The following is a 23,247-nucleotide window of genomic DNA, read 5'->3' on the forward strand; positions in this document are numbered from 1 at the left end:
GGCGGCTTCGCCTTACCCGGCCTACTCTCTACGGGGACTATTTCCCCCACAATCTCCGCGAATTATCCTCAATCTTGCCGCTTAAGCGCCGCTTCTGCATCGTTCTCGTCCAGCTTGTCGACAATCCAGCCGCCGACAGCAGGCGGTGATACTGCTCGTCGTCGAACGGCATATGCCAGGCAATCGCGCAGGCCTCATACACGGAGACATCGCTCAGGCGCGATGCCAGCACCAGCGGTGCATCCGCTGATACCTGCCCTACCAGCACCACGCGGTACAGCCAGCCTGTTTTACCCGTGCTTTGCAGCTGCTCGGACATATCCTGAATGCCGAAATGGAAGTTGAGCTTGAAGCACGGGGAGCGCGGCTGCGTCACCTGAATCAGGGCATCGCCCCAGCGGTAGATATCACCAATAAACACGTTCTTTTCGGTCAGCCCTTCGGTGGAGAGGTTCTCGCCAAACGCGGGGGCGACGAAGAGATCAGCCTGCTCGGGGAACTCGGTTCTCCAGTGCTGATAGTGTTCGCGCGGGTAGTGGCACAGCGCGCGCTCTGGCCCGCCGTGGATTTTCTTTTCGGCCTGCTCGTCACCGGCAAGCCCGAGGTCGGTTAGCGTCAGCTCACCGTCGACCTGAATTTTGGCGATGGCGCTCGGGCGGCTGCCGTCGTATTCCCTTACCTTGCCTGTAAATACATTCACCGGATAATGCATCGCTGCTCCTTTCTGCAGATACAAAAAAAGCGAGTCATCAGACTCGCTTCTCACAGGCGTCAATGCAACCTTATTTTTTAGCGGCGAAACGCGCTGCTGCTTCGTCCCAGTTCACCACGTCCCAGAAGGCTTTGATGTAGTCCGGGCGACGGTTCTGGAATTTCAGGTAGTAAGCGTGTTCCCACACGTCCAGACCCAGAATTGGGAAACCGGATGCGCCAGAGATCGCTTCACCCATCAGCGGGGAGTCCTGGTTAGCGGTAGAAACCACCGCCAGTTTGTCACCTTTCAGTACCAGCCACGCCCAGCCTGAGCCGAAACGGGTTGCAGCGGCTTTTTCGAATTCCGCTTTGAAGTTGTCAACGGAACCGAAGTCGCGCTCGATAGCCGCTTTCAGGTCGCCCTGCAGAGTGGTACCGGTTTTCAGGCCTTTCCAGAACAGGCTGTGGTTAGCGTGACCGCCAGCGTTGTTGCGCAGAACGGTTTTCTTGTCCGCTGGCAGCTGGTCCAGTTTGGTGATCAGCTCTTCAGCAGACAAGTTAGCGAACTCTGGCAAGCTTTCCAGCGCGGCGTTCGCGTTGTTTACATAGGTCTGGTGGTGTTTAGTGTGATGGATTTCCATCGTCTGCTTGTCGAAATGCGGTTCCAGTGCGTCATAGGCATACGGCAGGGATGGCAGTGTATAACTCATAATCCTCTCCATTATTGTCGGGCGGCACAGCTGTTAATGCCGCGTAAGCAGTTGGTTCATTATAGTTAATTAAATGATATTGAAAATGATTATCAATGCCGTAGTTTTAATAAGGTTATTCAGGTTTTGTCTAATCACAAAATTGTGAGTCTGCTCACCCGGTTAACGTGCTGATTGCCATCCAGAACAAAAGTGCGGCAACCTTCTGAAGGTTCCTGAACCGCCTAATTTTTACACTCATCAAGTCGGGGGGAAGCCACCGGCTATAAAAACGATGAGGACGTAAAAATGAATCATGCGATTACGATGGGTATCTTCTGGCATTTAATAGGCGCGGCCAGTGCAGCCTGTTTCTATGCCCCGTTCAAAAAGGTGAAAGGGTGGTCGTGGGAAACCATGTGGTCGGTTGGCGGTACCGTGTCCTGGCTGATTTTGCCGTGGACCATTAGCGCCATGCTGCTCCCGGATTTCTGGGGCTACTTCACCTCCTTCAATGCCTCCACCCTGCTGCCGGTGTTTCTGTTCGGCGCGATGTGGGGTATCGGCAATATCAACTACGGCCTGACCATGCGCTACCTCGGGATGTCGATGGGTATCGGCATCGCGATTGGCATTACGCTGATCGTTGGCACGCTGATGACGCCCATTCTTAACGGCAATGTTGACGTATTGATCAACACCAAAGGCGGGCAGATGACGCTGCTGGGCGTGCTCGTCGCGGTGATCGGCGTGGGTATCGTCACCCGCGCGGGTCAGTTGAAAGAGCGCAAGATGGGCATCAAAGCCGAAGACTTTAATCTGAAGAAAGGGCTGCTGCTGGCAGTGATGTGCGGCATCTTCTCGGCGGGCATGTCGTTCGCCATGAACGCCGCGAAGCCCATGCACGAAGCGGCCGCCGCGCTGGGCGTCGACCCGCTGTACGTGGCACTGCCAAGCTACGTTGTCATCATGGGCGGCGGCGCGCTGGTCAACCTCGGCTTCTGCTTCATTCGTCTGGCAAAAGTGAAGGATTTGTCGGTAAAAGCCGATTTCTCACTGGCAAAATCTTTAATCATCACCAATGTGCTGCTGTCGATACTGGGCGGCCTCATGTGGTATCTGCAGTTCTTTTTCTACGCCTGGGGCCACGCCAGCATTCCACCGCAGTACGACTACATAAGCTGGATGCTGCACATGAGCTTCTACGTGCTGTGTGGCGGACTGGTTGGGCTGGTACTGAAGGAGTGGAATAACGCCGGGCGTCGTCCGGTGGGCGTTCTAAGCCTGGGCTGCGTGGTGATCATCATTGCCGCGAATATTGTCGGCCTCGGCATGGCGAACTGACTACGCCGCCTTTCGACTGCGATGACGCCACTGAACCGGCGTCATCCCCACCTCGCGGTTAAACACCACCGAAAAGTAATTACTGTCCTCAAATCCGCAGCGCATCGCCACTTCGCTCACCATCAGCTCAGTATGCTGCAACAGGTACTGGGCGTGGCAGATGCGCAGCTGGCGCAGGTAGTGGTTCACCGTCATCCCCGTCTGGGTGCGAAACTGCTGGCGCAGCGCGCGCTCGCTGCACTGCTCCTGCTCGCAGAACTTTTCCAGCACGAAACTTTTGTTCAGGCTGCCCGCAAGCCGGGCGATCAGCTTGTCCAGCAGCGCTTCCTGGACGGTTGCGGAGGGGTTATCGGTAGCGTAACGATGGCGTTTGAGAGTCATGACCAGCTGGGCGAACAGCAGTTCCGCCATCGGGTTTGCCACCGGATCGTGCTTCTGGCTCTCCTGCTCCATCTGGGAGATCGTCTGGCGCACCTGAGCCATGCCGTTGCTGCTTAAGCGCCAGTGGGGTTCGCCTCTGGTATTGAGAAAACCGGGGATATGGGCCGCCCAGTCGACATTCAGTTTGAGCCTGTCCGGGCAGTAGATAACGTTCTGCAACACCAGATCGTTAACCGAGGCGTAAGCGTGTTTGTCTTCGGCACGGATGTAAAACAGATCGCCACGCGTGATGCGGTAGGGCCGGTCGTTAAGGATGTGCAGGCCGTTGCCGCGCCACACCAGCACCAGCTCGCAAAACTCGTGGGTATGCTCGGCAAAGACATTTTGCGGATAGCGGTCGGCCACCGCGACGGCCTGGCTCGCGGAGGCAAAAAAGTCATCTTTGCGAAGAATTAACTGAGCGGCCACACCACAACCTCTACGGTGAATAACCGGGCATTATTAGCCTTTTTACGGCAATAAAACGGTGATTGCCTTCGCGTTACTGGAGCGAAGCATCCTTCCCCTGACGGATATCGCGCGGCGACCAGCAAAACTCGCGGCGAAAAAGTGTCGAAAAGTGATTACTGTCGCCGAAACCGCAGCGATAGGCGATATCCGTGACGCTTTCGTCGGTGTGACGTAAAAGGTGACGCGCTTTGATCAGGCGCAGGCGGTTGAGGTAGCGCTGCGGCGTGAGCCCGGTGTACTGCTTCAGCTGACGATGGAGCGTGCGTAACGACAGCGAAAAATCATCCGCCAGCGCTTCCCAGCATACGTCCTCAGCGAAATGGTCCTCCAGCCAGGCCATCAACTGGTTCAGCCGCGCGTCGTTATTTGCCAGCCCTTCCACCAGGCTGCTGCGACGCAGCAGAACCAGCAGCTGCATAAACAGCAGCTCGCGGGTGGCAATGGCATGGGTCTCCTGCCCGTCCTCGCTCTGCTCCATTTGATTCACCAGCTGGCGCACCTGCTGCAACGTGGACTGATTCACCCGCCAGTGAGACGGGTAGTGTCCATCCTGCTCCTGGGGCAGTAGCTTGTTTAACCCCGACAGAAACTGGAACGCGTCCGGCGAACGATAGAGCACGTTGGTGAGGCACAGGTTATCGGTATGTTCATACAAATGCCTGTCGTGGTCGCGCACGAAGCACACCATACCGCCGCTGATGGTGTACGGCTGGCCGTTGAAGACATGAATGCCCGTTCCATGCTCGACAATCACAATTTCATGAAAATCATGATGATGTTCAGGAAACGCAGCCTGCGGGAGCCGTGGCTCAATCGCCACCGGAGACGTTCCCGACGGGAAAAAATCGACGCTGTGCAGTACGGTCATAACGGCTCCCACCAATGAGAAAAGTTCTCAAAATAGTAATTAAGGCCTTCCGTACTCACCTTAAATTTTTGACAGCAAACGTCGCAAAAGCTGTCCGTTTTTCAAGAAACAGACGAAAAAATCGGGAAATGCGGTCAGCGTCACATTGCCCTAAAACCCCGCCATGACTGGAAATTGTGAACTCCCTCACGTTCATCTTTGCTTTCTTGCCAGCGCGAGATTCGTGCTGTCAGTGATGAGAAGGTGGTCTTTTTTTCCCTTTTTTACACTCAGTACCAATGACTTAAGAAGGGACCTGACCATGACTTTTCGCCATTGTGTGGCTGTCGATTTAGGCGCATCCAGCGGCCGCGTAATGCTCGCCACCTGGGACTGCAGCGAGCGCACATTTACGCTTCGCGAAATGCACCGTTTCGCCAATTGCCTGCAAAAACAGGACGGTTTTGATACCTGGGATATTGATGCCCTGGAAGCGGAGATCCGCACCGGGCTGAACAACGTCTGCAATAACGGCATACGCATCGACAGCATCGGTATTGATACCTGGGGTGTGGACTACGTTCTGCTCGACAGCCATGGCGAACGCATTGGCCTGCCCGTCTCGTATCGCGACAGCCGCACCGATGGGCTGATGGCGCACGCCATCGCACAGCTTGGCAAGGACAATATCTATGGCCGCAGCGGCATACAGTTTCTGCCGTTTAACACGCTGTATCAGCTGCGTGCGCTGGTTAAGCAGCAGCCGGAGCTGGTCAAAAAGGTGGCGCACGCGCTGCTGATCCCGGACTACTTAAGCTATAGGTTGACCGGCAACATGAACTGGGAATACACCAACGCCACCACCACGCAGCTGGTCAACATCAACACCGATAGCTGGGATGAACACCTGCTGGCCTGGACGGGCGCCTCGCCTTCCTGGTTCGGCGCGCCGACCCATCCGGGAAATGTGATCGGTTACTGGATTTGCCCGCAGGGGAATGAAATCCCGGTGGTTGCCGTCGCCAGTCACGATACCGCCAGCGCGGTGATTGCATCCCCGCTGGCCAGTAAAGACGCGGCCTACCTCTCTTCCGGCACCTGGTCGCTGATGGGCTTTGAGAGCAAAACGCCGTACACCAGCGACGCCGCGCTGGCGGCGAACATCACTAACGAAGGCGGTGCCGAAGGACGCTACCGTGTGCTGAAGAACATCATGGGTCTCTGGCTGCTCCAGCGGATACTGAAAGAGCAGCACATTTCCGACCTGCCTGCGCTTATCGCAGAAACCGAAAAGCTGAAGGCCTGTACGTTCCTGATCAACCCGAACGACGACCGCTTTATTAACCCGGTGAATATGAGCGCCGAAATCCAGGCCGCCTGTTTCGAAGCCGGGCAGCCGGTGCCCTCCAGTCCTGCCGAGCTGGCGCGCTGCATTTTTGACAGCCTCGCCCTGCTCTACGCGGATGTCCTGAGCGAGCTGGCGAGCCTTCGCGGCAAACCGTTCAGCCAGCTGCATATCGTGGGCGGCGGCTGCCAGAACCATCTGCTGAACCAGCTCTGCGCCGATGCCTGCGGTATCACCGTGGTGGCGGGTCCGGTGGAGGCCTCGACGCTCGGCAACATCGGTATTCAGCTAATGACCCTGGACGAACTTGCAGACGTCGACGAATTCCGTTCGGTGGTCACCGCGAATACCCGCCTGACCACCTTCATCCCTAATCCCTGCCATGAAATTGCCCGCTACCGGGCGCAGTTTCAGCAAAAACGACTGACTAAGGAGCTTTGCGCATGACCACTCAACTTCAACAAGCCTGGGAACTGGCTAAACAGCGTTTCGCCGCCGTCGGCGTAGATGTCGAAGCGGCGCTGCGCCAGCTCGACCGTTTGCCGGTCTCCATGCACTGCTGGCAGGGCGATGACGTCGCCGGTTTCGAGAACCCAGGCGGCTCTCTGACGGGCGGCATTCAGGCGACGGGTAACTACCCGGGCAAAGCGCGCAACGCTACCGAACTGCGTGCCGACCTGGAGCTGGCCCTGAGCCTGATCCCGGGGCCAAAACGCCTGAACCTGCACGCGATCTATCTGGAGTCCGACGAACCGGTGGCGCGTAACGAGATCAAACCGGAACACTTCAAAAACTGGGTTGAATGGGCGAAAGCCAACAAGCTGGGCCTGGACTTTAACCCCTCCTGCTTCTCGCACCCGCTGAGCGCGGACGGTTTTACCCTCGCGCATGCCAACGACGAAATCCGTCAGTTCTGGATCGATCACGTAAAAGCCAGCCGCCGCGTCTCGGCCTGGTTTGGCGAGCAGCTTGGCACGCCGTCGGTAATGAACATCTGGATCCCGGACGGCATGAAGGACATCACCGTCGACCGCCTGGCCCCGCGTCAGCGCCTGCTGGCCGCGCTGGATGAGGCCATCAGCGAAAAACTGGATCCGGCGCACCACATCGACGCGGTGGAGAGCAAGCTGTTCGGCATCGGCGCGGAGAGCTACACCGTCGGCTCAAACGAGTTCTATATGGGTTACGCCACCAGCCGCCAGACCGCGCTGTGCCTGGATGCCGGCCACTTCCATCCGACTGAGGTGATCTCCGACAAAATCTCCGCCGCCATGCTCTTCGTACCGCGTCTGCTGCTGCACGTCAGCCGTCCGGTGCGCTGGGACAGCGACCACGTGGTGCTGCTGGATGACGAAACCCAGGCGATTGCCAGCGAAATCATCCGTCACGACCTCTTTGACCGCGTGCACATTGGCCTCGACTTCTTCGATGCCTCCATTAACCGCATCGCGGCATGGGTGATCGGCACCCGCAACATGAAAAAAGCCCTGCTGCGCGCGCTGCTGGAGCCTGTCGCGGCGCTGAAACAGCTGGAAGCAAACGGCGACTACACCGCGCGCCTGGCGCTGCTGGAAGAGCAAAAATCCCTGCCGTGGCAGGCGGTGTGGGAGATGTACTGCCAGCGTCACGACGCGCCGGCAGGCAGCCAGTGGCTGGACAACGTGCGGGCGTATGAGAAAGACGTTCTCGTCGCGCGTCAGTAAAAAACATTGCCCGGCGGCGCTTCGCTTGCCGGGCCTACAGGTAAGAGTAGGCCGGGTAAGCGTAGCGCCACCCGGCATCTTCAAAGGAACCATAGTATGCAGACCATCTCCAATTCCTGGTTCGTCCAGGGCATGATCAAAGCCACCTCCGACGCCTGGCTGAAGGGCTGGGACGAGCGCAACGGCGGCAACCTGACGCTGCGCCTGGACGACGCGGATATCGAACCGTTCGCGGCCGATTTCCACCAGAAGCCGCGCTATATCGCGCTGAGCCAGCCGATGCCGCTACTCGCCAACACGCCGTTTATCGTCACCGGTTCCGGTAAGTTCTTCCGTAACGTCCAGCTCGATCCAGCGGCCAACCTCGGCGTGGTGAAGGTGGACAGCGACGGCGCGGGCTATCACATCCTGTGGGGCCTGACCGACGAGGCGGTGCCCACCTCCGAACTGCCGGCGCACTTCCTCTCCCACTGCGAGCGCATCAAGGCAACTAACGGCAAAGACCGCGTGATTATGCACTGCCACGCCACCAACCTGATCGCCCTGACCTACGTGCTGGAAAACAGCTCCGATTTCATCACCCGCAAGCTATGGGAAGGCAGTACCGAGTGTCTGGTGGTGTTCCCGGACGGCGTCGGCATTCTGCCGTGGATGGTGCCGGGTACCGACGAAATTGGCCAGGCAACCGCCCGGGATATGCAAAAACATTCGCTGGTGCTGTGGCCGTTCCACGGCGTGTTCGGCAGCGGCCCTACGCTTGATGAAACCTTCGGCCTGATCGACACCGCCGAGAAATCAGCGGAAGTGCTGGTGAAGGTGTACTCCATGGGCGGTATGAAGCAAACCATTACCCGCGAAGAGCTTATTGCGCTCGGCAAGCGTTTCGGCGTAACCCCGCTCCGGTCAGCGCTGGAGATATATGCATAAACCCCCGCTGACCGGACGGTACGGGCGATAGTTAAGGAGAATTATCATGAGCTTTATGTTGGCACTTCCAAAAATCAGCCTGCACGGCGCGGGCGCTATTGGCGACATGGTCAACCTGGTGGCGAACAAACGGTGGGGCAAAGCGCTGATTGTCACCGACGGTCAGCTGGTAAAGCTGGGCCTGCTGGACGGTCTGTTTACCGCGCTGGATGCGCACCAGATGTCATATCAGCTGTTTGACGCGGTCTTTCCCAACCCAACGGAGGCGCTGGTACAGAAGGGTTTCGCGGCATACCGGGAAGCCGCGTGTGATTACATTATCGCCTTCGGCGGCGGCAGCCCAATTGATACCGCCAAGGCGATTAAAATCCTCACCGCCAACCCCGGCCCGTCAACCGATTATTCCGGCGTCGGCAAGGTGAAAAATGCGGGCGTGCCGCTGGTGGCGATCAACACCACCGCAGGCACGGCAGCGGAGATGACCAGCAACGCGGTAATCATCGACTCCGCGCGTCAGGTGAAAGAGGTGATTATTGACCCGAACATCATCCCGGATATCGCCGTGGACGATGCCAGCGTCATGCTGGATATTCCTGCCTCCGTGACCGCCGCAACCGGTATGGATGCCTTGACCCACGCCATTGAAGCCTACGTGTCCGTTGGCGCGCACCCGCTGACTGATGCCAACGCGCTGGAAGCGATTCGCCTGATCAACCTGTGGCTGCCGGAAGCGGTCAACAACGGTCATAACCTTGAAGCGCGCGAGCAAATGGCGTTTGGTCAGTATCTGGCGGGCATGGCGTTTAACAGTGCGGGTCTCGGCCTTGTGCATGCTTTGGCGCACCAGCCGGGCGCGACGCACAACCTGCCGCACGGCGTGTGCAACGCTATCCTGCTGCCGATCGTTGAAAACTTTAACCGCCCGAACGCGGTCGTCCGCTTCGCCCGCGTGGCGCAGGCGATGGGCGTAGACACCCGCGGCATGAGTGATGACGCGGCCAGCATGTCCGCCATTCAGGCGATTCGCGACCTGAGCGCTCGCGTCGGCATCCCTGCGGGCTTCAGCCAGCTCGGCGTGACCAAAGCCGATATTGAAGGCTGGCTGGATAAAGCCCTCGCCGATCCCTGTGCGCCATGCAATCCGCGCCCCGCCAGCCGTGAGGAAGTTCGCGAGCTCTATCTGGAGGCCCTATGATCCGCAAAGCGTTTGTGATGCAGGTGAACCCGAATGCGCACGAGGAGTACGCGCGTCGCCACAATCCGATTTGGCCCGAGCTGGAAAAGGTGCTGAAAGCCCACGGCGCGCACCACTACGCCATCTATCTCGACAAAGCCCGCAACCTGCTGTTTGCAACCGTGGAGATTGAATCGGAGGAGCGCTGGAACGCGGTAGCGAATACCGACGTCTGCCAGCGCTGGTGGAAGCATATGGGTGACGTTATGCCGTCGAACCCGGATAACAGCCCGGTGAGTGCGGAGCTGGAAGAGGTGTTTTACCTGGACTGATGTGTTAACGCTGCTGCCCCCGAGGCGGCAGCAATCTCCCGCCTGCCACTCAGCGTAAACGCCGACACCACCGTAATCGCCAGCACGAAGCAGCCCAGCATCAGGTACGTCTCCTGGAAGCCGATCCGGTCATACATATTCCCGGCAAAGGCGGAGAGAAAAATCGCCGCCGACTGTTTGGCAAACTGGAAGCCAATCAGGTAGATGGTGGCCGAAAGCCGCGTATCAAACACGCCCGTAATGTACTTGAATGCGCCCACCAGCAGGAACGGGACCTCCAGCGCGTGCAGCATCTTGAGGGCAATCACCTCCACGGCGGTGGTGGCGAACGACGAGCCGATAATGCGCGTCGCCATAATCACCCCGGCGATCAGCAGCGTGTTTTTCGCGCCGATGCGGTTAATGATCCACGGCGAGCAGAACATGATGATGGCGTTACAGATTTCCCCCGCCGTGGTGGCAAAGCCAAAGGCGCGGGTGCCTTCCTGCGGCGTAGCGAAGAAGGTTTTAAAGAAGGTGGCAAACTGCTGGTCGAAAACGTCATACACGCAGGCCACGCCAATCACGTACAGAATGAACATCCACATTCTGCGCTGGCGGAACAGGTTGAACACGGTTTTGGCAGTGATCTGCGGCTGGTTTGCGCCCAGGGCGTTCATTACCTGCGCCGTCTGGTTGGGCTTCGGCTTCGCAACGACCAGCAGCAGCATCAGCAACAGCGCTGCTCCCGAGCCCATCCAGAAAACGTACGACGGATCGATGCCAAAAAGGATGCCGCCCGTTGAGGCGCACAGCCCCCAGCCGAGACAGCCGAACATGCGCGCCTTGCCGTATTCGAAGAAGCTGTTGCGGCTCACGCGCTCGATGTAGGCCTCAATTGCCCCCGATCCCGCCGAGAAGACAAAGCCGATATACAGCCCGCCGCTCAGCGCGCCCAGCCAGATATTGGTTTTCAGCAGCGGCGCGAAGACGTACAGGAAGAACGGCGCGAACAGGAACAGCAGCACCGCGATGATCCACAGCAGGTGTTTTTTCAGCCCAAGCTTGTCCGAAATCACCCCCAGCACCGGCTGGAAGGCGATGGCCGACAGCGAGATGCAGGAGAAGACAATCCCGGTATGGGTTTTATTCAGGCCGATGATGTCCGACAGCCAGATCGGCAGGAACGGAAAGCAGGTGGCCATAATGAAGAAGTAGAGAAAGAAGAACAGCCCGAAGATCCAGAAGTTAGGGTTGTCTTTGTGGGTACAGGTTGTTGTGTTCATTATTTTTATCCTCAACGGAGGGCCGGCTGCCCGGCCCTTCAACCTTACACGCGTTCGACGCCAATCAAAATGGCGGTCTCCGGATCCAGAATCGGCAGCGCAATACCCGCCTGCATCAGCCACTCGCCGCTCACCGTTTGCGGCGCTTCCATCCACGAAGGCAGCTTGCGCATGGTGTGTCCACCCTCACCCGTAATCTGGATGTTCGGGTGATCGAGCAGCGTGATGCGGTACTGCGCGCTGGCGTTTAACCCCGGCATGCGCAGCGGCATCATCAGGGTGTAATCCGGCATCGCAAGCTGGCTGACCATAAACAGCCCCTGCGCTTTGTCTTTGCTCACAATACCCTGTGCCAGGGTGGTAGCGTCCGGCATATCAATACGCCACTGGGTACCATGGTGGATCACCTCGCGCCACTGCTTGTGCAGCGCGGCGTAGTGCCGATAGCCTTCGCGTTCATCTTCATCGACGGTAAGCGGATCCAGCTCCAGCCCCATATGGCCAAACAGGGCCGTCAGCCCGCGAAACTGGATGCTATGCTGGCGGAAGGTGGCGTGGCATTTATGATGACCGATATGCGCGCCCATCACCTCCGGCGGGAAGAAGTAGCTCATGCCGCGCTGGATGGTGTTCCGCTCCAGCGCGTCGTTGTTGTCGGAAGCCCAGAAGCGGTGGCTGCGGGTCAGCACTTCGTAATCAATACGCCCGCCGCCCGACGAGCAGGATTCAAACTCAATGTGCGGGAAGCGCTCGCCCAGCACGTCCAGCAGGCGGTAAAACTGGCGTGTCTGCGCATCGGCGGCGGCTTTACCCTTGTGTCCCGGCTGCACCAGCTCGCGGTTCATGTCCCACTTCACGTAGTCGACCGCGTTCTCGCCCAGCAGCCAGCTCATGCGCTCCACGAGGTAGTCAAAGGCTTCCGGAATGTTCAGATTGAGCACCAGCTGATGACGCCCGGTCGCCCGGGCGTAGCCCGGCAGCGCCAGCACCCAGTCTGGATGCGCGCGGTACAGATCGGAATCCGGGTTGATCATCTCCGGCTCTACCCAGATGCCAAACTCCATGCCGAGCCGTTTGACGTGGTCGATCACCGGCGTCAGGCCGTTCGGGTATTTTTTTTCGTCCAGATACCAGTCGCCCAGCGCGGCATGATCGTCGTTGCGGCCTTTGAACCAGCCGTCGTCGATAATGAAGCGTTCCACCCCAAGCGCCGCGGCCTCGTCGGCCATGCGCATGATGTAGTCCGGGTCGTGATTGAAGTAGATCCCTTCCCAGGTATTGAGGTGCACCGGGCGCGGTTTGTCGTCCGGGAAGCGGATAACGTTGTCGCGCAGGTAGCGGTGAAACTGCTGGCTCATGCCGTTCAGGCCCCGCGTGGAGTAGCTGGCATACAGGCGCGGCGTCCAAAGCGTGCCTCCCTCTTCAACCGCCATCTCTCCCGGCAGGTAGAGCGCTTCGGCCTGCAGGTAGCGACGACCATCGGTTTTCGCTTCCGCGCGCAGGCGATGGTTGCCGCTCCAGCCCAGATGCACGCCCCAGACGTCGCCCTGCATTTCGCTAAACGACGACGTACCGGCAATCAGCGCCGGGAAGTGCTCGTGGGAGGTTTTACCCCGGCGGTTTTCAATCACGAAGCTGTCGTGTTCAAGCTTTACGCGGTGCGGCTGAAATTCTCTGATCCAGCGTCCGTGGAAGGCCATCACCTCCTGCGCGCGCTCGGCCACCGGCAGCGTGACGGCGAAACGGTCCACCTGCCACGGCAGCGCTTTCAGATTGGTCAGGCCGTGACGCACGACCAGCACGCCGCTGGCATCCAGCACCAGCTCGCTGGTCAGGCGCAGCCCCGCAAGCTCATCCTCAGCGGTAACCGTCAGGGTGTTTAATTCCTGCTGCACCTGTGTGGTTTTGAACACCGGGGAACCGTCCAGTCCCTGGCGATGCCCTTCAATGCCCGGCGAGCCAAACAGGCCGTGCCCCAGCTCCGCCATCAGCGTGACCGGAGAATCGACATCCAGCCTGCCGTTCGCCACAGGGCGCGCAATGCTCAGCACATCGCGTGGCGAAAAGTGCTGAAGGTGCGGCCCCCAGTAGAGAATTTCGGCGAACGGGTGGGTTTTAACCACCACGTCTACCGTATTGCTTTCGAGTCGAAAAATGGAATCTTGCATCAGACATCTCCTGTCGTCGGGATGTCCTGAGTGTTGATCCGAAACGTTTCGGATACAAACCAAAACGTTTCGGTTATGTGATCGGGTTTGGAATTTTAGTGGGTTTAGGCCGTCTGACCCGGAGAGAATTCAGGCTGCCAGAGCACCTGAAGCTGCTCGATATCGTCGCCGTTAATCAGCTGGCGCACCATATCGGCAATCTGTTTTCCGACGCCCTGACGGGTGGACTGAATGACTGACGCTACGTCGATATCGACAATGCTGTCCTGCGGCAGGCCGTCGTAGACAACCAGCGAGACGGCGTTGTCGCCGGATAAGCGCCCCATCTGCGCCAGCGCCATCGCCGCGCCGTCGCCGTGGGTATTGCAGTCGGTAATGATGGCCGTGGGCGGCTGCGGCAGAGCGAGAAGCTCTTTAGTGGTGGCATACCCCACGCGGCGCGACGGCGGCATGGCGCGCAGCCATTCGCTGGAAAGCCCGGCTTCTCGCAGGGCATCGAGAAAGCCCTGACGACGCTGGGTAATAAACGCCTGATTGTTGCTTTCACCCAGCAGCGCGATGCGCTGATGGCCTTTCTCGATCAGCCAGCGGGTAGCCTGATGCGTACCGGCGTAGTTGTCGAAGTCAAACCACGCGTACGGCTGCGGTAGGTGGCTGCGCCCAAGCGCCAGGAAAGGAAAACCGGCGGCCTGAAGCTGCTCAAGACGCGGATCGTGGTCCAGCGTGTGCGCCACGATCAGCGCATCCACGCGGCGGCTCTGCACCATGCGCATGTAGCTGTGCTTATCGGCCAAATCATCATCGGCAATCAGCAGTAAATCGATTTCATGTCGCGCCAGTTCGTGGCTAATTTCGCCGACCATGTCCATAAAAACGCTATTATTGAGCGGAACGGGATGCACGGGGAACACCAGCCCGACGGCGTCGATTTTGCCCATCTTGAGGCGGCGGGCGAAGGTGTTAGGTCGGTAGCCACGGCGCTGCGCCTCTGCTTCCACGCGGGCGCGCGTCTCGGCGGAGACGTCGTCATATCCGTTGAGTGCGCGGCTGACGGTGGTGACTGACAGCCCCAGTTCTTTGGCAATGGCTTTAAGCGACATGATTTTCCGTATCTCTGTTAGTTCTGTTCCGCCACCAGCAGCGCGTGCGTATCTGGCTCCAGCGCCTTAAAGATATGCGGCAGATCGGCGGGATAACAGATGTAATCCCCCGGGCCGAGTTCTTCCGCTGCGTCGATCAGGCCGACTAACGCGCGCCCCTGCGTCACAATAATATGTTCAACGGACCCCGGCGGATGCGGCTGGGATATACGATCTGCGCCCGGCTGGGTGAGCAGCAGATAGATGTCGCGCCGCGCGCCCGGCGGACACGCCGCCAGCAAAATAGCTTCATAGTTAGCCTGCCCGGCAACGACCTTCGTTCCCTCTCCACGGCGGATGACCTGTGTTGTCGTCTGCTGTGGTTCCAGCAGGCGGGCGAAAGGGATATCCAGCGCCACGCAAAGCGACCACAGCGTCTCCAGGCTCGGGTTACCGTTACCGGACTCCAGTTGGGAAAGCGTGGATTTGGCGATCCCGGCACGACGGGCAATTTCCGCCAGTGAAAGCCCGGTTCGCAGGCGTTCTCGCACCAGGCTTTTAGCGATCACGCTGATTGGCTGCGTCATAAAACGGCCCTTTTTGTTCTATAAATCGAACGAATCGTTCGCCTTGAAAAACGTCTCTGTTGCGTTCATTATAATGGATACACGTTCGATATGGCTAAAATTGTATGAAGCATCATCTCTCCTGCCTGAAAGGCGACACGATCAAAGCAATCATCCTGGTTTGCCTCGCGGTGGGCGTAGTCGGGATGTCCTACGGCTCGCTGGCGATGGCCTACGGTTTCCCGCTGTGGGTGCCGTTTGTGCTCTCCCTTACCGTTCTGGCGGGCGCATCGGAATTTATGTTTATCGGCATCGTGGCGAGCGGTGGGAACCCGCTAGCTGCAGCTGCAGCCGGATTACTGGTGAACGCCCGCCACGTGCCGTTCGGCGTGACGGTGCGGGAACTGGTGGGCAAGCGCGGCCTGAGCTTTTTGGGCTGCCACATCATGAACGATGAAAGCGTAGTGTTCGGCCTGTCGCAGAAAACCCCAGAACAGCGTAAAGCGGCCTACTGGCTGTGCGGTTTGGGCGTGGCAATCATCTGGCCGCTGGGCGCGCTGCTGGGTGCCATGGTCGGCAAACTGCTGCCAGACCCGGAAACCATTGGGCTGGATGCGGTATTTCCCGCCATTTTGCTGGCGTTAGTGGTGCCTGCGTTTAAAAACCGCACCACGCTAATCCGCGCCTGCAGCGGTGCCGTATTGTCGCTGGCCGCCGTGCCGTTTGCCCCGGTGGGCCTGCCGGTGCTGCTCTCCTTACTGGGTCTTGCCGCGAGGAAAAAATAATGGAAAACATGACGGTCTTTATTCTCGGCATCGCGATCCTGTCTGCGGGAACGTATTTGATGCGCCTCGGCGGGGCAAAACTGGGCAGCAGGCTGGCATTGTCAGAGCGTTCACAGGCGCTGCTGTCAGATGCGGCAACGGTATTGCTGTTTTCGGTGGCGCTGGCGACCACATTTTATGAAGGCGAACATTTCGCCGGGATGGCGCGGGTGCTGGGCGTGGCGTTTGCGGTGTTTTTGGCCTGGCGGAAGATGCCGTTAATTGTGGTGATCGTTGCGGCGGCGGTGGTGACGGCGCTGCTGCGTCTGGCGGGCATAAACTAAAAAAGCGCCCCGGGGGCGCTCTTTCGACGGTATGACAGCTTATTTGGTCAGTTCAGCGGTCATGTGTACGCGGTTACCGCTGAATGCCTGGGTAATTTTGTACGATGATGCACCTGCTTCCTGAGCCTGGGCCGCGATTTTCGCTTCTGCACCGTCAATGGTGGATGCGGTTGCGGTCACGGTCTGCGCGGCAAAAGAACCGAAAGAAGCAACCAGAGCGATTACAGCGACAAAAGTTTTGATGCTTTTCATGATTTAAACCCTTTCATTAAGTTGTTTAGGTAAGGCACCGTGCCTTGATGAGATAAATACTAGACCTCATCGTGAACAACTAAAAGCGGAAGGATTTGCTATTATCATTCAAAATTACTGATTAACTATTAATCGCTGAGGATGGGTATATATTGTCGCCCTTCCCGGCTTGCAGAAGCCCACCAGCGTCAGGTTGCAGCGCTCCGCCACCTCCACCGCCAGCGTGGTTGCCGCCGACACGGCAAACAGGATCTCTACCCCGCACATCGCCGATTTTTGCACCATCTCATAACTGGCCCGGCTGGAAACGAGCGCTGCCCCCTGCTGCCAGACGTCACTTTCACGCGCGCGGCGGCCGAGCAACTTATCCAGCGCCACGTGGCGGCCAACGTCCTCATGTCCCCCGGCGATATCGCCCGACGGCAATACCCACGCTGCCGCGTGCGTGCAGCCGCTCAGCTGGCCGATGGGCTGTACGTCGTTGAGGTGCTCAAGCGCATGGTTGAGGTTCGCCAGATTGAAGGTCTGAGTAAACGGCAGAGGTACAAGAGGCTTACCAATATCGTTGAGCTGCTCAACGCCGCAGACGCCGCAGCCGGTGCGCCCGGCCAGCGCCCGGCGGCGCTCTTTTAATCCCATAAAGCGGCGGCTGGAGAGTTCGATTTGCACTTCAAGGCCGTTGCATGCCTGCACCACGTCCATGCCGTAGATCTCCTGTGGCTGCTCGATGATGCCTTCCGAAAGGGAGAACCCTATCGCGAACAGTTCAAGATCTTTCGGCGAAGCCATCATCACCACATGCGAGATGCCGTTGTAAACGAGCGCAACGGGCACTTCTTCCGCCAGATAATCAGGTGTGGCATGGGTAATGTGCGGAGGCCTGTGTACAGACAATTCCACAATGCCGGCAGGCAGGGGTGACGGATGGTGAGCACGGTTTTGTTTAGACACAGCGGTATTCCTGAACAACCACGGAAGCGAGCCTGCTATTGCAGCACAAACTACAGGCGTTACGCATAGTATGGATCAACTTTTCGACAACCATTCTCCTACTCATTTAGAAGGGGTGCAACCTGACGCCCGCTACACCGCTTTAACATGCCGAGCTATTAATGTGATCGATATCACACTTTATAATCAACATGGTGATAATACGTTCACTTTGTATTAACGCCATTAGAACAGCTGTACCGACATTGTGGTATTCTGATGATATCCCTCGTGGAATTGAGGGATTAACGCAAATTTTTTCCTTTGCGGTCATTTTTCAGCCGTGAAGTCAAAACTACATATGTAAGCAATGTCGAAACAAGGAGTGACCCATGCAGGTCAGCAGAAGGCAGTTCTTTAAGATCTGCGCTGGCGGTATGGCAGGCACCACGGCAGCGGCACTGGGCTTTGCGCCCGGCGTAGCGCTGGCGGAAACGCGGCAGTATAAACTGCTGCGCACCCGTGAAACCCGTAATACCTGTACGTACTGCTCTGTCGGTTGCGGGCTGTTGATGTATAGCCTCGGCGACGGTGCTAAAAACGCCAAAGCGTCTATTTTCCATATCGAAGGCGACCCGGATCATCCGGTCAACCGCGGCGCATTGTGCCCGAAAGGGGCTGGTCTGGTGGACTTTATCCACTCCGAAAGCCGCCTCAAATTCCCTGAATATCGTGCGCCTGGCTCCGACAAATGGCAGCAAATCAGCTGGGAAGAGGCGTTTGATCGCATCGCAAAACATATTAAAGAAGACCGCGATGCCAACTTTGTTGAGAAGAACGCCGATGGCGTTACGGTCAACCGCTGGCTCTCCACCGGGATGCTGTGTGCCTCTGCTTCCAGCAACGAAACCGGTTATTTAACCCAGAAATTCACGCGCGCACTCGGTATGCTCGCGGTCGACAACCAGGCGCGTGTCTGACACGGACCAACGGTAGCAAGTCTTGCTCCAACATTTGGTCGCGGTGCGATGACCAACCACTGGGTCGACATCAAGAACGCCAACCTCATTGTGGTGATGGGCGGTAACGCCGCTGAAGCGCACCCTGTCGGGTTCCGCTGGGCGATGGAAGCCAAAATCCACAACGGTGCGAAACTGATTGTGATCGATCCCCGCTTTACGCGTACTGCGTCAGTGGCGGATTTCTACACCCCTATTCGTTCAGGTACTGACATCACTTTCCTGTCAGGCGTATTGCTGTACCTGATGACCAACGAAAAATATAACCGCGAATACACCGAAGCCTATACCAACGCCAGCCTGATCGTGCGTGAGGATTACCACTTCGAAGATGGTCTGTTCAGCGGTTACGACGCCGAAAAACGCAAATACGATAAAACCAGCTGGAACTACGAGCTGGATGAGAAAGGCTTTGCGAAGCGCGACACCACCCTGCAACACCCGCGCTGCGTGTGGAACCTGCTGAAAGAGCACGTTTCCCGCTACACGCCGGAAGTTGTCGAAAACATCTGCGGTACGCCGAAGGCGGACTTCCTGAAGGTGTGCGAGCTTATCGCTGAAACCAGCGCGAAAGACAAAACCGCGTCGTTCCTGTATGCCCTCGGCTGGACGCAGCACTCCATCGGCGCGCAGAACATCCGTACCATGGCGATGGTTCAGCTCCTGCTCGGTAACATGGGGATGGCAGGCGGCGGCGTGAACGCCTTGCGCGGTCACTCCAATATTCAGGGTCTGACCGATCTCGGCCTGCTGTCTCAAAGTCTGCCGGGCTATATGAACCTGCCGAGCGAGAAACAGACCGACCTGCAAACCTACCTGACGGCCAGCACGCCTAAGCCGCTGCTTGAAGGCCAGGTGAACTACTGGGGCAACTATCCGAAGTTCTTCGTCTCGATGATGAAAGCCTTCTTCGGTGACAAAGCGACGGCTGAAAACAGCTGGGGATTTGACTGGCTGCCGAAGTGGGACAAGGGTTACGACGTTCTGCAGTATTTCGAGATGATGCACCAGGGCAAAGTGAACGGCTATCTGTGCCAGGGCTTTAACCCGGTTGCCTCGTTCCCGAACAAGAACAAGGTTGTTGAGTCCCTGTCGAAACTGAAGTTCCTGGTGACGATTGACCCTCTCAATACCGAGACCTCGACCTTCTGGCAGAACCATGGTGAATCGAACGACGTCGATCCTTCGAAGATTCAGACCGAAGTGTTCCGTCTGCCATCGACCTGCTTCGCAGAAGAGAACGGTTCTATCGTCAACTCCGGACGCTGGCTGCAGTGGCACTGGAAAGGCGCGGACGCCCCGGGCATCGCCATGAACGACGGCGAGATCCTGGCCGGTATCTTCTTACGCCTGCGTAAGATGTATGCGGCTGAAGGCGGCGCGAACCCGGAACCGGTTCTGAACATGACCTGGAACTATTCGACGCCAGAAAACCCAGCGCCGGAAGAAGTGGCGATGGAGAGCAACGGTAAGGCGCTGGCGGACGTTATCGACCCGGCCACCGGCACCGTGCTGGCGAAGAAAGGCGATCAGCTCAGCACCTTCGCGCACCTGCGCGATGACGGCACAACCTCCAGCGGCTGCTGGATCTTCGCCGGTAGCTGGACGCCGAAAGGCAACCAGATGGCCAACCGCGATAACGCCGACCCATCGGGCCTCGGCAATACGCTGGGCTGGGCATGGGCGTGGCCGCTCAACCGCCGTATCCTCTATAACCGCGCATCCGCTGACCCGCAGGGCAACCCGTGGGATCCGAAGCGTCAGCTACTGAAGTGGGACGGCGCCAAATGGGGCGGCGTGGATATTCCGGACTACAGCACTGCCGCACCCGGCAGCGACGTTGGGCCGTTTATCATGCAGCCAGAAGGGATGGGGCGCCTGTTTGCTATCGATAAGATGGCGGAAGGGCCGTTCCCGGAACACTACGAGCCATTTGAGACGCCGCTGGGCACCAACCCGCTGCACCCGAATGTGGTCTCTAACCCGGCAGCCCGTATCTTTAAGGGCGATTTCGACGCGCTGGGTAAAAAAGACAAGTTCCCGTACGTGGGTACCACCTACCGTCTGACCGAACACTTCCACTACTGGACCAAGCACGCGCTGCTTAACGCCATCGCGCAGCCGGAACAGTTTGTGGAGATCGGCGAGAAGCTGGCGGGCAAGCTCGGCATCGCTCATGGCGATACCGTGAAGGTCTCCTCTAACCGCGGCTATATCAAAGCCAAGGCGGTGGTGACCAAGCGTATTCGCACGCTGAACGTTCATGGCCAGCAGGTGGATACCATTGGTATTCCTATTCACTGGGGCTATGAGGGCGTGGCGAAGAAAGGGTTCATTGCGAACACCCTGACGCCGTTCGTCGGCGATGCGAACACGCAGACGCCGGAGTTTAAGGCCTTCCTCGTGAACGTGGAAAAGGTGTAACGGAGACGACTTATGGCTTATCAATCTCAAGACATTATCCGTCGTTCCGCGACAAACAGTTTCACGCCCGCGCCTCAGGCGCGGGACCATCAGCAGGAAGTGGCGAAGCTCATCGACGTGACCACCTGTATCGGCTGTAAAGCCTGTCAGGTGGCCTGCTCAGAGTGGAACGACCTCCGTGACGAAGTCGGTCACAACGTCGGGGTGTACGACAACCCGGCTGACCTGACCGCCAAGTCCTGGACGGTGATGCGTTTCTCCGAAGTGGAGCAGAACGACAAGCTGGAATGGCTTATCCGCAAAGACGGCTGTATGCACTGCGCGGATCCGGGCTGCCTGAAGGCGTGTCCGTCAGAAGGGGCTATCATTCAGTATGCTAACGGCATCGTCGACTTCCAGTCCGAACAGTGCATCGGCTGCGGCTACTGCATTGCGGGCTGTCCGTTCGACGTACCGCGCCTGAACCCGGAAGACAACCGCGTCTACAAATGTACGCTGTGCGTAGACCGCGTAACCGTCGGCCAGGAGCCAGCGTGCGTGAAGACCTGTCCAACCGGCGCTATCCACTTTGGCTCCAAAGAGGATATGAAAACGCTGGCGGCAGAGCGCGTGGGCGAGCTGAAAACCCGTGGTTACGACAACGCGGGCCTGTACGATCCGGCCGGTGTTGGCGGTACGCACGTAATGTACGTGCTGCACCACGCCGACAAGCCGAACCTGTATCACGGCCTGCCGGAGAACCCGGAAATCAGCGCCACCGTGAAGTTCTGGAAAGGCATCTGGAAACCGCTGGCAGCGGTAGGTTTTGCTGCCACCTTCGCAGCGAGCATCTTCCACTACGTCGGCGTTGGTCCGAACCGTGCGGAAGAGGAAGACGACAACCTGCATGAAGAGAAAGACGAGGTGCGCAAATGAGAAAACGTGACACCATCGTGCGCTACACCGCACCGGAACGTATCAACCACTGGGTCACCGCCTTTTGCTTCATGCTGGCGGCGATAAGCGGGCTGGGGTTCTTCTTCCCCTCCTTCAACTGGCTGATGCAGATCATGGGGACACCACAGCTGGCGCGTATCCTGCACCCGTTTGTGGGCGTCATCATGTTCGCGTCGTTCATCATCATGTTTTTCCGCTACTGGCACCATAACCTAATCAATCGGGATGATATCTTTTGGGCGAAGAATATTCGTAAGATCGTCGTCAACGAGGAAGTAGGTGACACCGGGCGTTATAACTTCGGCCAGAAATGCGTATTCTGGGCGGCGATTATCTTCCTGGTCCTGTTGCTGGTCAGCGGCGTGATCATCTGGCGTCCGTACTTTGCGCCTGCTTTCTCAATCCCGGTGATCCGATTCGCGCTGATGCTGCATTCATTTGCCGCAGTGGCGTTAATTGTGGTTATCATGGTGCATATCTACGCCGCCCTCTGGGTGAAAGGCACCATTACCGCGATGGTGGAAGGATGGGTAACCAGCACGTGGGCGAAGAAACATCACCCGCGCTGGTACCGTGAGGTCCGCCAGAAACAGGAAAAGTCATCTGAATGAGTATTCGCATAATCCCGCAAGATGAGCTGGGGTCGAGCGAGAAACGCACGGCGGATTATATTCCGCCGTTGTTATTCCCCAGACTCAAGAACCTCTACAACCGCCGCGCAGAGCGTCTGCGCGAGCTGGCAGAGAACAACCCGCTGGGCGATTTTCTGCGTTTTGCCGCGCTGGTAGCCCACGCGCAGGAAGTGGTGCTGTACGACCACCCGCTGCAAATGGACCTGACCGCGCGCATCAAAGAAGCCAACGCGCAGGGCAAGCCGCCGCTGGATATTCACGTCCTGCCGCGCGACAAGCACTGGCATAAGCTGCTGAATTCGCTGATTGCCGAGCTGAAGCCCGAGATGAGCGGCACCGCGCTAGCGGTCATTGAGAATCTGGAAAAAGCGTCCGAGCAGGAGCTGGAAGAGATGGCGAGCGCGCTGTTTGCGTCCGACTTCTCGCTGGTCAGCAGCGATAAAGCACCGTTTATCTGGGCTGCGCTGTCGCTTTACTGGGCGCAAATGGCCAGCCTGATCCCCGGTAAAGCCCGCGCCGAATACGGTGAAGCACGCCAGTTCTGCCCGGTATGTGGCTCAATGCCGGTCTCCAGCATGGTGCAAATCGGCACCACTCAGGGGCTGCGCTACCTGCACTGCAATCTGTGTGAAACCGAGTGGCACGTGGTGCGCATCAAGTGCAGCAACTGCGAGCAGACCCGCGATCTGAACTACTGGTCGCTGGAAAACGAAGAAGCGGCAGTGAAAGCCGAAAGCTGCGGCGACTGCGGGACCTACCTGAAGATTCTCTATCAGGAAAAAGACCCGAAAGTTGAAGCGGTGGCCGACGATCTCGCCTCGCTGATTCTGGACGCGAAGATGGAGCAAGAGGGCTTTGCCCGCAGCTCTATCAACCCGTTCCTGTTCCCGGGTGAAGGGGAGTAATTTCTCTAAATGCCCGGT

Annotated in this window: 22 protein-coding genes; 12 read left to right on the forward strand and 10 right to left on the reverse strand. The window is 58.1% G+C overall.

Annotation, left to right across the window (positions count from 1 at the left end):
* Positions 1-37: 37 nt before the first annotated feature.
* The gene (yiiM, locus tag AC3WOK_RS22530) at positions 38-712 is read right to left on the reverse strand and encodes a 6-hydroxyaminopurine reductase (RefSeq protein WP_492355132.1); all 675 of its coding nucleotides are present in this window, start codon (positions 710-712) and stop codon (positions 38-40) included.
* Between the two features lie 70 nt (positions 713-782).
* Complete coding sequence (gene sodA, locus AC3WOK_RS22535) at positions 783-1,403, reverse strand: superoxide dismutase [Mn] (protein ID WP_004203668.1); 621 nt, start codon at positions 1,401-1,403, stop codon at positions 783-785.
* 288 nt (positions 1,404-1,691) lie between these two features.
* On the opposite strand from sodA, the gene rhaT reads away from it, so the two are divergent.
* Positions 1,692-2,726, forward strand: coding sequence for an L-rhamnose/proton symporter RhaT (gene rhaT / locus AC3WOK_RS22540; protein ID WP_492355133.1), 1,035 nt, complete (start codon positions 1,692-1,694; stop codon positions 2,724-2,726).
* On the opposite strand, the gene rhaR is transcribed toward rhaT, so the two are convergent.
* Complete coding sequence (gene rhaR, locus AC3WOK_RS22545; protein WP_492355134.1) at positions 2,727-3,575, reverse strand: HTH-type transcriptional activator RhaR; 849 nt, start codon at positions 3,573-3,575, stop codon at positions 2,727-2,729.
* 73 nt (positions 3,576-3,648) lie between these two features.
* Entirely contained in the window at positions 3,649-4,485 is an 837-nt protein-coding gene (rhaS, locus tag AC3WOK_RS22550) for an HTH-type transcriptional activator RhaS (protein WP_492355135.1), read from the reverse strand.
* A gap of 301 nt (positions 4,486-4,786) precedes the next feature.
* Between rhaS and rhaB the strand changes: the two genes are divergently transcribed.
* The 5 genes from rhaB to rhaM all read left to right on the forward strand — a co-directional run bounded on the left by rhaB (position 4,787) and on the right by rhaM (position 9,945).
* Complete coding sequence (gene rhaB, locus AC3WOK_RS22555; protein WP_492355136.1) at positions 4,787-6,256, forward strand: rhamnulokinase; 1,470 nt, start codon at positions 4,787-4,789, stop codon at positions 6,254-6,256.
* Positions 6,253-7,512 (forward strand): L-rhamnose isomerase, encoded by a 1,260-nt coding sequence (gene rhaA, locus AC3WOK_RS22560; RefSeq protein ID WP_059311784.1) that lies wholly within the window; start codon positions 6,253-6,255, stop codon positions 7,510-7,512. The genes rhaB and rhaA overlap by 4 nt, the downstream gene beginning before the upstream one ends.
* Before the next feature lie 96 nt (positions 7,513-7,608).
* Positions 7,609-8,439 carry a rhamnulose-1-phosphate aldolase gene (gene rhaD, locus AC3WOK_RS22565; protein ID WP_492355137.1) on the forward strand — a complete coding sequence of 277 codons (831 nt, stop codon included), beginning with the start codon at positions 7,609-7,611 and terminating at the stop codon, positions 8,437-8,439.
* Between the two features lie 46 nt (positions 8,440-8,485).
* Entirely contained in the window at positions 8,486-9,634 is a 1,149-nt protein-coding gene (fucO, locus tag AC3WOK_RS22570) for a lactaldehyde reductase (RefSeq protein ID WP_447856559.1), read from the forward strand.
* Positions 9,631-9,945, forward strand: a complete 315-nt coding sequence (rhaM, locus tag AC3WOK_RS22575) for an L-rhamnose mutarotase (protein ID WP_059311781.1) — start codon at positions 9,631-9,633, stop codon at positions 9,943-9,945. Before fucO ends, rhaM begins: the two co-directional genes overlap by 4 nt.
* On the opposite strand, the gene AC3WOK_RS22580 is transcribed toward rhaM, so the two are convergent.
* From AC3WOK_RS22580 to AC3WOK_RS22595, 4 genes are all read right to left on the reverse strand, one after another.
* A complete protein-coding gene (locus AC3WOK_RS22580) occupies positions 9,933-11,210 on the reverse strand; it encodes an MFS transporter (protein WP_042716414.1) in 1,278 nt (425 codons plus the stop codon). The two genes, rhaM and AC3WOK_RS22580, sit on opposite strands and share 13 nt — an antisense overlap.
* Positions 11,211-11,254: 44 nt before the next feature.
* Complete coding sequence (locus AC3WOK_RS22585) at positions 11,255-13,378, reverse strand: alpha-galactosidase (protein WP_492355138.1); 2,124 nt, start codon at positions 13,376-13,378, stop codon at positions 11,255-11,257.
* A gap of 104 nt (positions 13,379-13,482) precedes the next feature.
* Entirely contained in the window at positions 13,483-14,478 is a 996-nt protein-coding gene (locus AC3WOK_RS22590) for a LacI family DNA-binding transcriptional regulator (protein ID WP_059311778.1), read from the reverse strand.
* A gap of 17 nt (positions 14,479-14,495) precedes the next feature.
* Complete coding sequence (locus AC3WOK_RS22595; protein ID WP_010436871.1) at positions 14,496-15,044, reverse strand: helix-turn-helix domain-containing protein; 549 nt, start codon at positions 15,042-15,044, stop codon at positions 14,496-14,498.
* A 104-nt stretch (positions 15,045-15,148) separates the two neighbouring features.
* Between AC3WOK_RS22595 and AC3WOK_RS22600 the strand changes: the two genes are divergently transcribed.
* Together AC3WOK_RS22600 and AC3WOK_RS22605 are read left to right on the forward strand one after the other, a co-directional pair.
* On the forward strand, positions 15,149-15,808 hold the full coding sequence (locus AC3WOK_RS22600; protein ID WP_010436869.1) for an AzlC family ABC transporter permease: 660 nt from the start codon (positions 15,149-15,151) through the stop codon (positions 15,806-15,808).
* On the forward strand, positions 15,808-16,131 hold the full coding sequence (locus AC3WOK_RS22605) for an AzlD domain-containing protein (RefSeq protein WP_059311776.1): 324 nt from the start codon (positions 15,808-15,810) through the stop codon (positions 16,129-16,131). The genes AC3WOK_RS22600 and AC3WOK_RS22605 overlap by 1 nt, the downstream gene beginning before the upstream one ends.
* Before the next feature lie 39 nt (positions 16,132-16,170).
* On the opposite strand, the gene AC3WOK_RS22610 is transcribed toward AC3WOK_RS22605, so the two are convergent.
* Positions 16,171-16,383, reverse strand: coding sequence for a YdgH/BhsA/McbA family protein (locus AC3WOK_RS22610; protein WP_492355139.1), 213 nt, complete (start codon positions 16,381-16,383; stop codon positions 16,171-16,173).
* A 114-nt stretch (positions 16,384-16,497) separates the two neighbouring features.
* Positions 16,498-17,334: a formate dehydrogenase accessory sulfurtransferase FdhD gene (gene fdhD, locus AC3WOK_RS22615; RefSeq protein WP_492355140.1), complete on the reverse strand. Its 837-nt coding sequence runs from the start codon at positions 17,332-17,334 to the stop codon at positions 16,498-16,500.
* Between the two features lie 371 nt (positions 17,335-17,705).
* Here fdhD and fdnG point away from each other — a divergent pair, with 371 nt between their 5' ends.
* Genes fdnG through fdhE form a run of 4 tightly spaced genes read left to right on the forward strand, consistent with a single transcriptional unit; the run spans position 17,706 to position 23,229 of the window.
* A complete protein-coding gene (gene fdnG, locus AC3WOK_RS22620; RefSeq protein ID WP_123138606.1) occupies positions 17,706-20,756 on the forward strand; it encodes a formate dehydrogenase-N subunit alpha in 3,051 nt (1,016 codons plus the stop codon).
* A gap of 12 nt (positions 20,757-20,768) precedes the next feature.
* Positions 20,769-21,671, forward strand: a complete 903-nt coding sequence (fdxH, locus tag AC3WOK_RS22625; RefSeq protein ID WP_010436855.1) for a formate dehydrogenase subunit beta — start codon at positions 20,769-20,771, stop codon at positions 21,669-21,671.
* The gene (gene fdoI / locus AC3WOK_RS22630; RefSeq protein ID WP_008501832.1) at positions 21,668-22,303 is read left to right on the forward strand and encodes a formate dehydrogenase cytochrome b556 subunit; all 636 of its coding nucleotides are present in this window, start codon (positions 21,668-21,670) and stop codon (positions 22,301-22,303) included. The genes fdxH and fdoI overlap by 4 nt, the downstream gene beginning before the upstream one ends.
* Positions 22,300-23,229: a formate dehydrogenase accessory protein FdhE gene (gene fdhE, locus AC3WOK_RS22635; RefSeq protein ID WP_047345529.1), complete on the forward strand. Its 930-nt coding sequence runs from the start codon at positions 22,300-22,302 to the stop codon at positions 23,227-23,229. Before fdoI ends, fdhE begins: the two co-directional genes overlap by 4 nt.
* Positions 23,230-23,247: the final 18 nt, after the last annotated feature.

Source organism: Enterobacter sp. FW301-JW81, assembly GCF_058788735.1.

Coding starts and splice junctions, on each gene's coding strand:
- yiiM (WP_492355132.1), bottom strand. CDS start 712: ATGCATTATCCGGTGAATGTATTTACAGGCAAGGTAAGGGAATACGAC.
- sodA (WP_004203668.1), bottom strand. CDS start 1,403: ATGAGTTATACACTGCCATCCCTGCCGTATGCCTATGACGCACTGGAA.
- rhaT (WP_492355133.1), top strand. CDS start 1,692: ATGAATCATGCGATTACGATGGGTATCTTCTGGCATTTAATAGGCGCG.
- rhaS (WP_492355135.1), bottom strand. CDS start 4,485: ATGACCGTACTGCACAGCGTCGATTTTTTCCCGTCGGGAACGTCTCCG.
- rhaB (WP_492355136.1), top strand. CDS start 4,787: ATGACTTTTCGCCATTGTGTGGCTGTCGATTTAGGCGCATCCAGCGGC.
- rhaA (WP_059311784.1), top strand. CDS start 6,253: ATGACCACTCAACTTCAACAAGCCTGGGAACTGGCTAAACAGCGTTTC.
- rhaD (WP_492355137.1), top strand. CDS start 7,609: ATGCAGACCATCTCCAATTCCTGGTTCGTCCAGGGCATGATCAAAGCC.
- fucO (WP_447856559.1), top strand. CDS start 8,486: ATGAGCTTTATGTTGGCACTTCCAAAAATCAGCCTGCACGGCGCGGGC.
- rhaM (WP_059311781.1), top strand. CDS start 9,631: ATGATCCGCAAAGCGTTTGTGATGCAGGTGAACCCGAATGCGCACGAG.
- AC3WOK_RS22580 (WP_042716414.1), bottom strand. CDS start 11,210: ATGAACACAACAACCTGTACCCACAAAGACAACCCTAACTTCTGGATC.
- AC3WOK_RS22585 (WP_492355138.1), bottom strand. CDS start 13,378: ATGCAAGATTCCATTTTTCGACTCGAAAGCAATACGGTAGACGTGGTG.
- AC3WOK_RS22590 (WP_059311778.1), bottom strand. CDS start 14,478: ATGTCGCTTAAAGCCATTGCCAAAGAACTGGGGCTGTCAGTCACCACC.
- AC3WOK_RS22595 (WP_010436871.1), bottom strand. CDS start 15,044: ATGACGCAGCCAATCAGCGTGATCGCTAAAAGCCTGGTGCGAGAACGC.
- AC3WOK_RS22600 (WP_010436869.1), top strand. CDS start 15,149: ATGAAGCATCATCTCTCCTGCCTGAAAGGCGACACGATCAAAGCAATC.
- AC3WOK_RS22605 (WP_059311776.1), top strand. CDS start 15,808: ATGGAAAACATGACGGTCTTTATTCTCGGCATCGCGATCCTGTCTGCG.
- AC3WOK_RS22610 (WP_492355139.1), bottom strand. CDS start 16,383: ATGAAAAGCATCAAAACTTTTGTCGCTGTAATCGCTCTGGTTGCTTCT.
- fdxH (WP_010436855.1), top strand. CDS start 20,769: ATGGCTTATCAATCTCAAGACATTATCCGTCGTTCCGCGACAAACAGT.
- fdoI (WP_008501832.1), top strand. CDS start 21,668: ATGAGAAAACGTGACACCATCGTGCGCTACACCGCACCGGAACGTATC.
- fdhE (WP_047345529.1), top strand. CDS start 22,300: ATGAGTATTCGCATAATCCCGCAAGATGAGCTGGGGTCGAGCGAGAAA.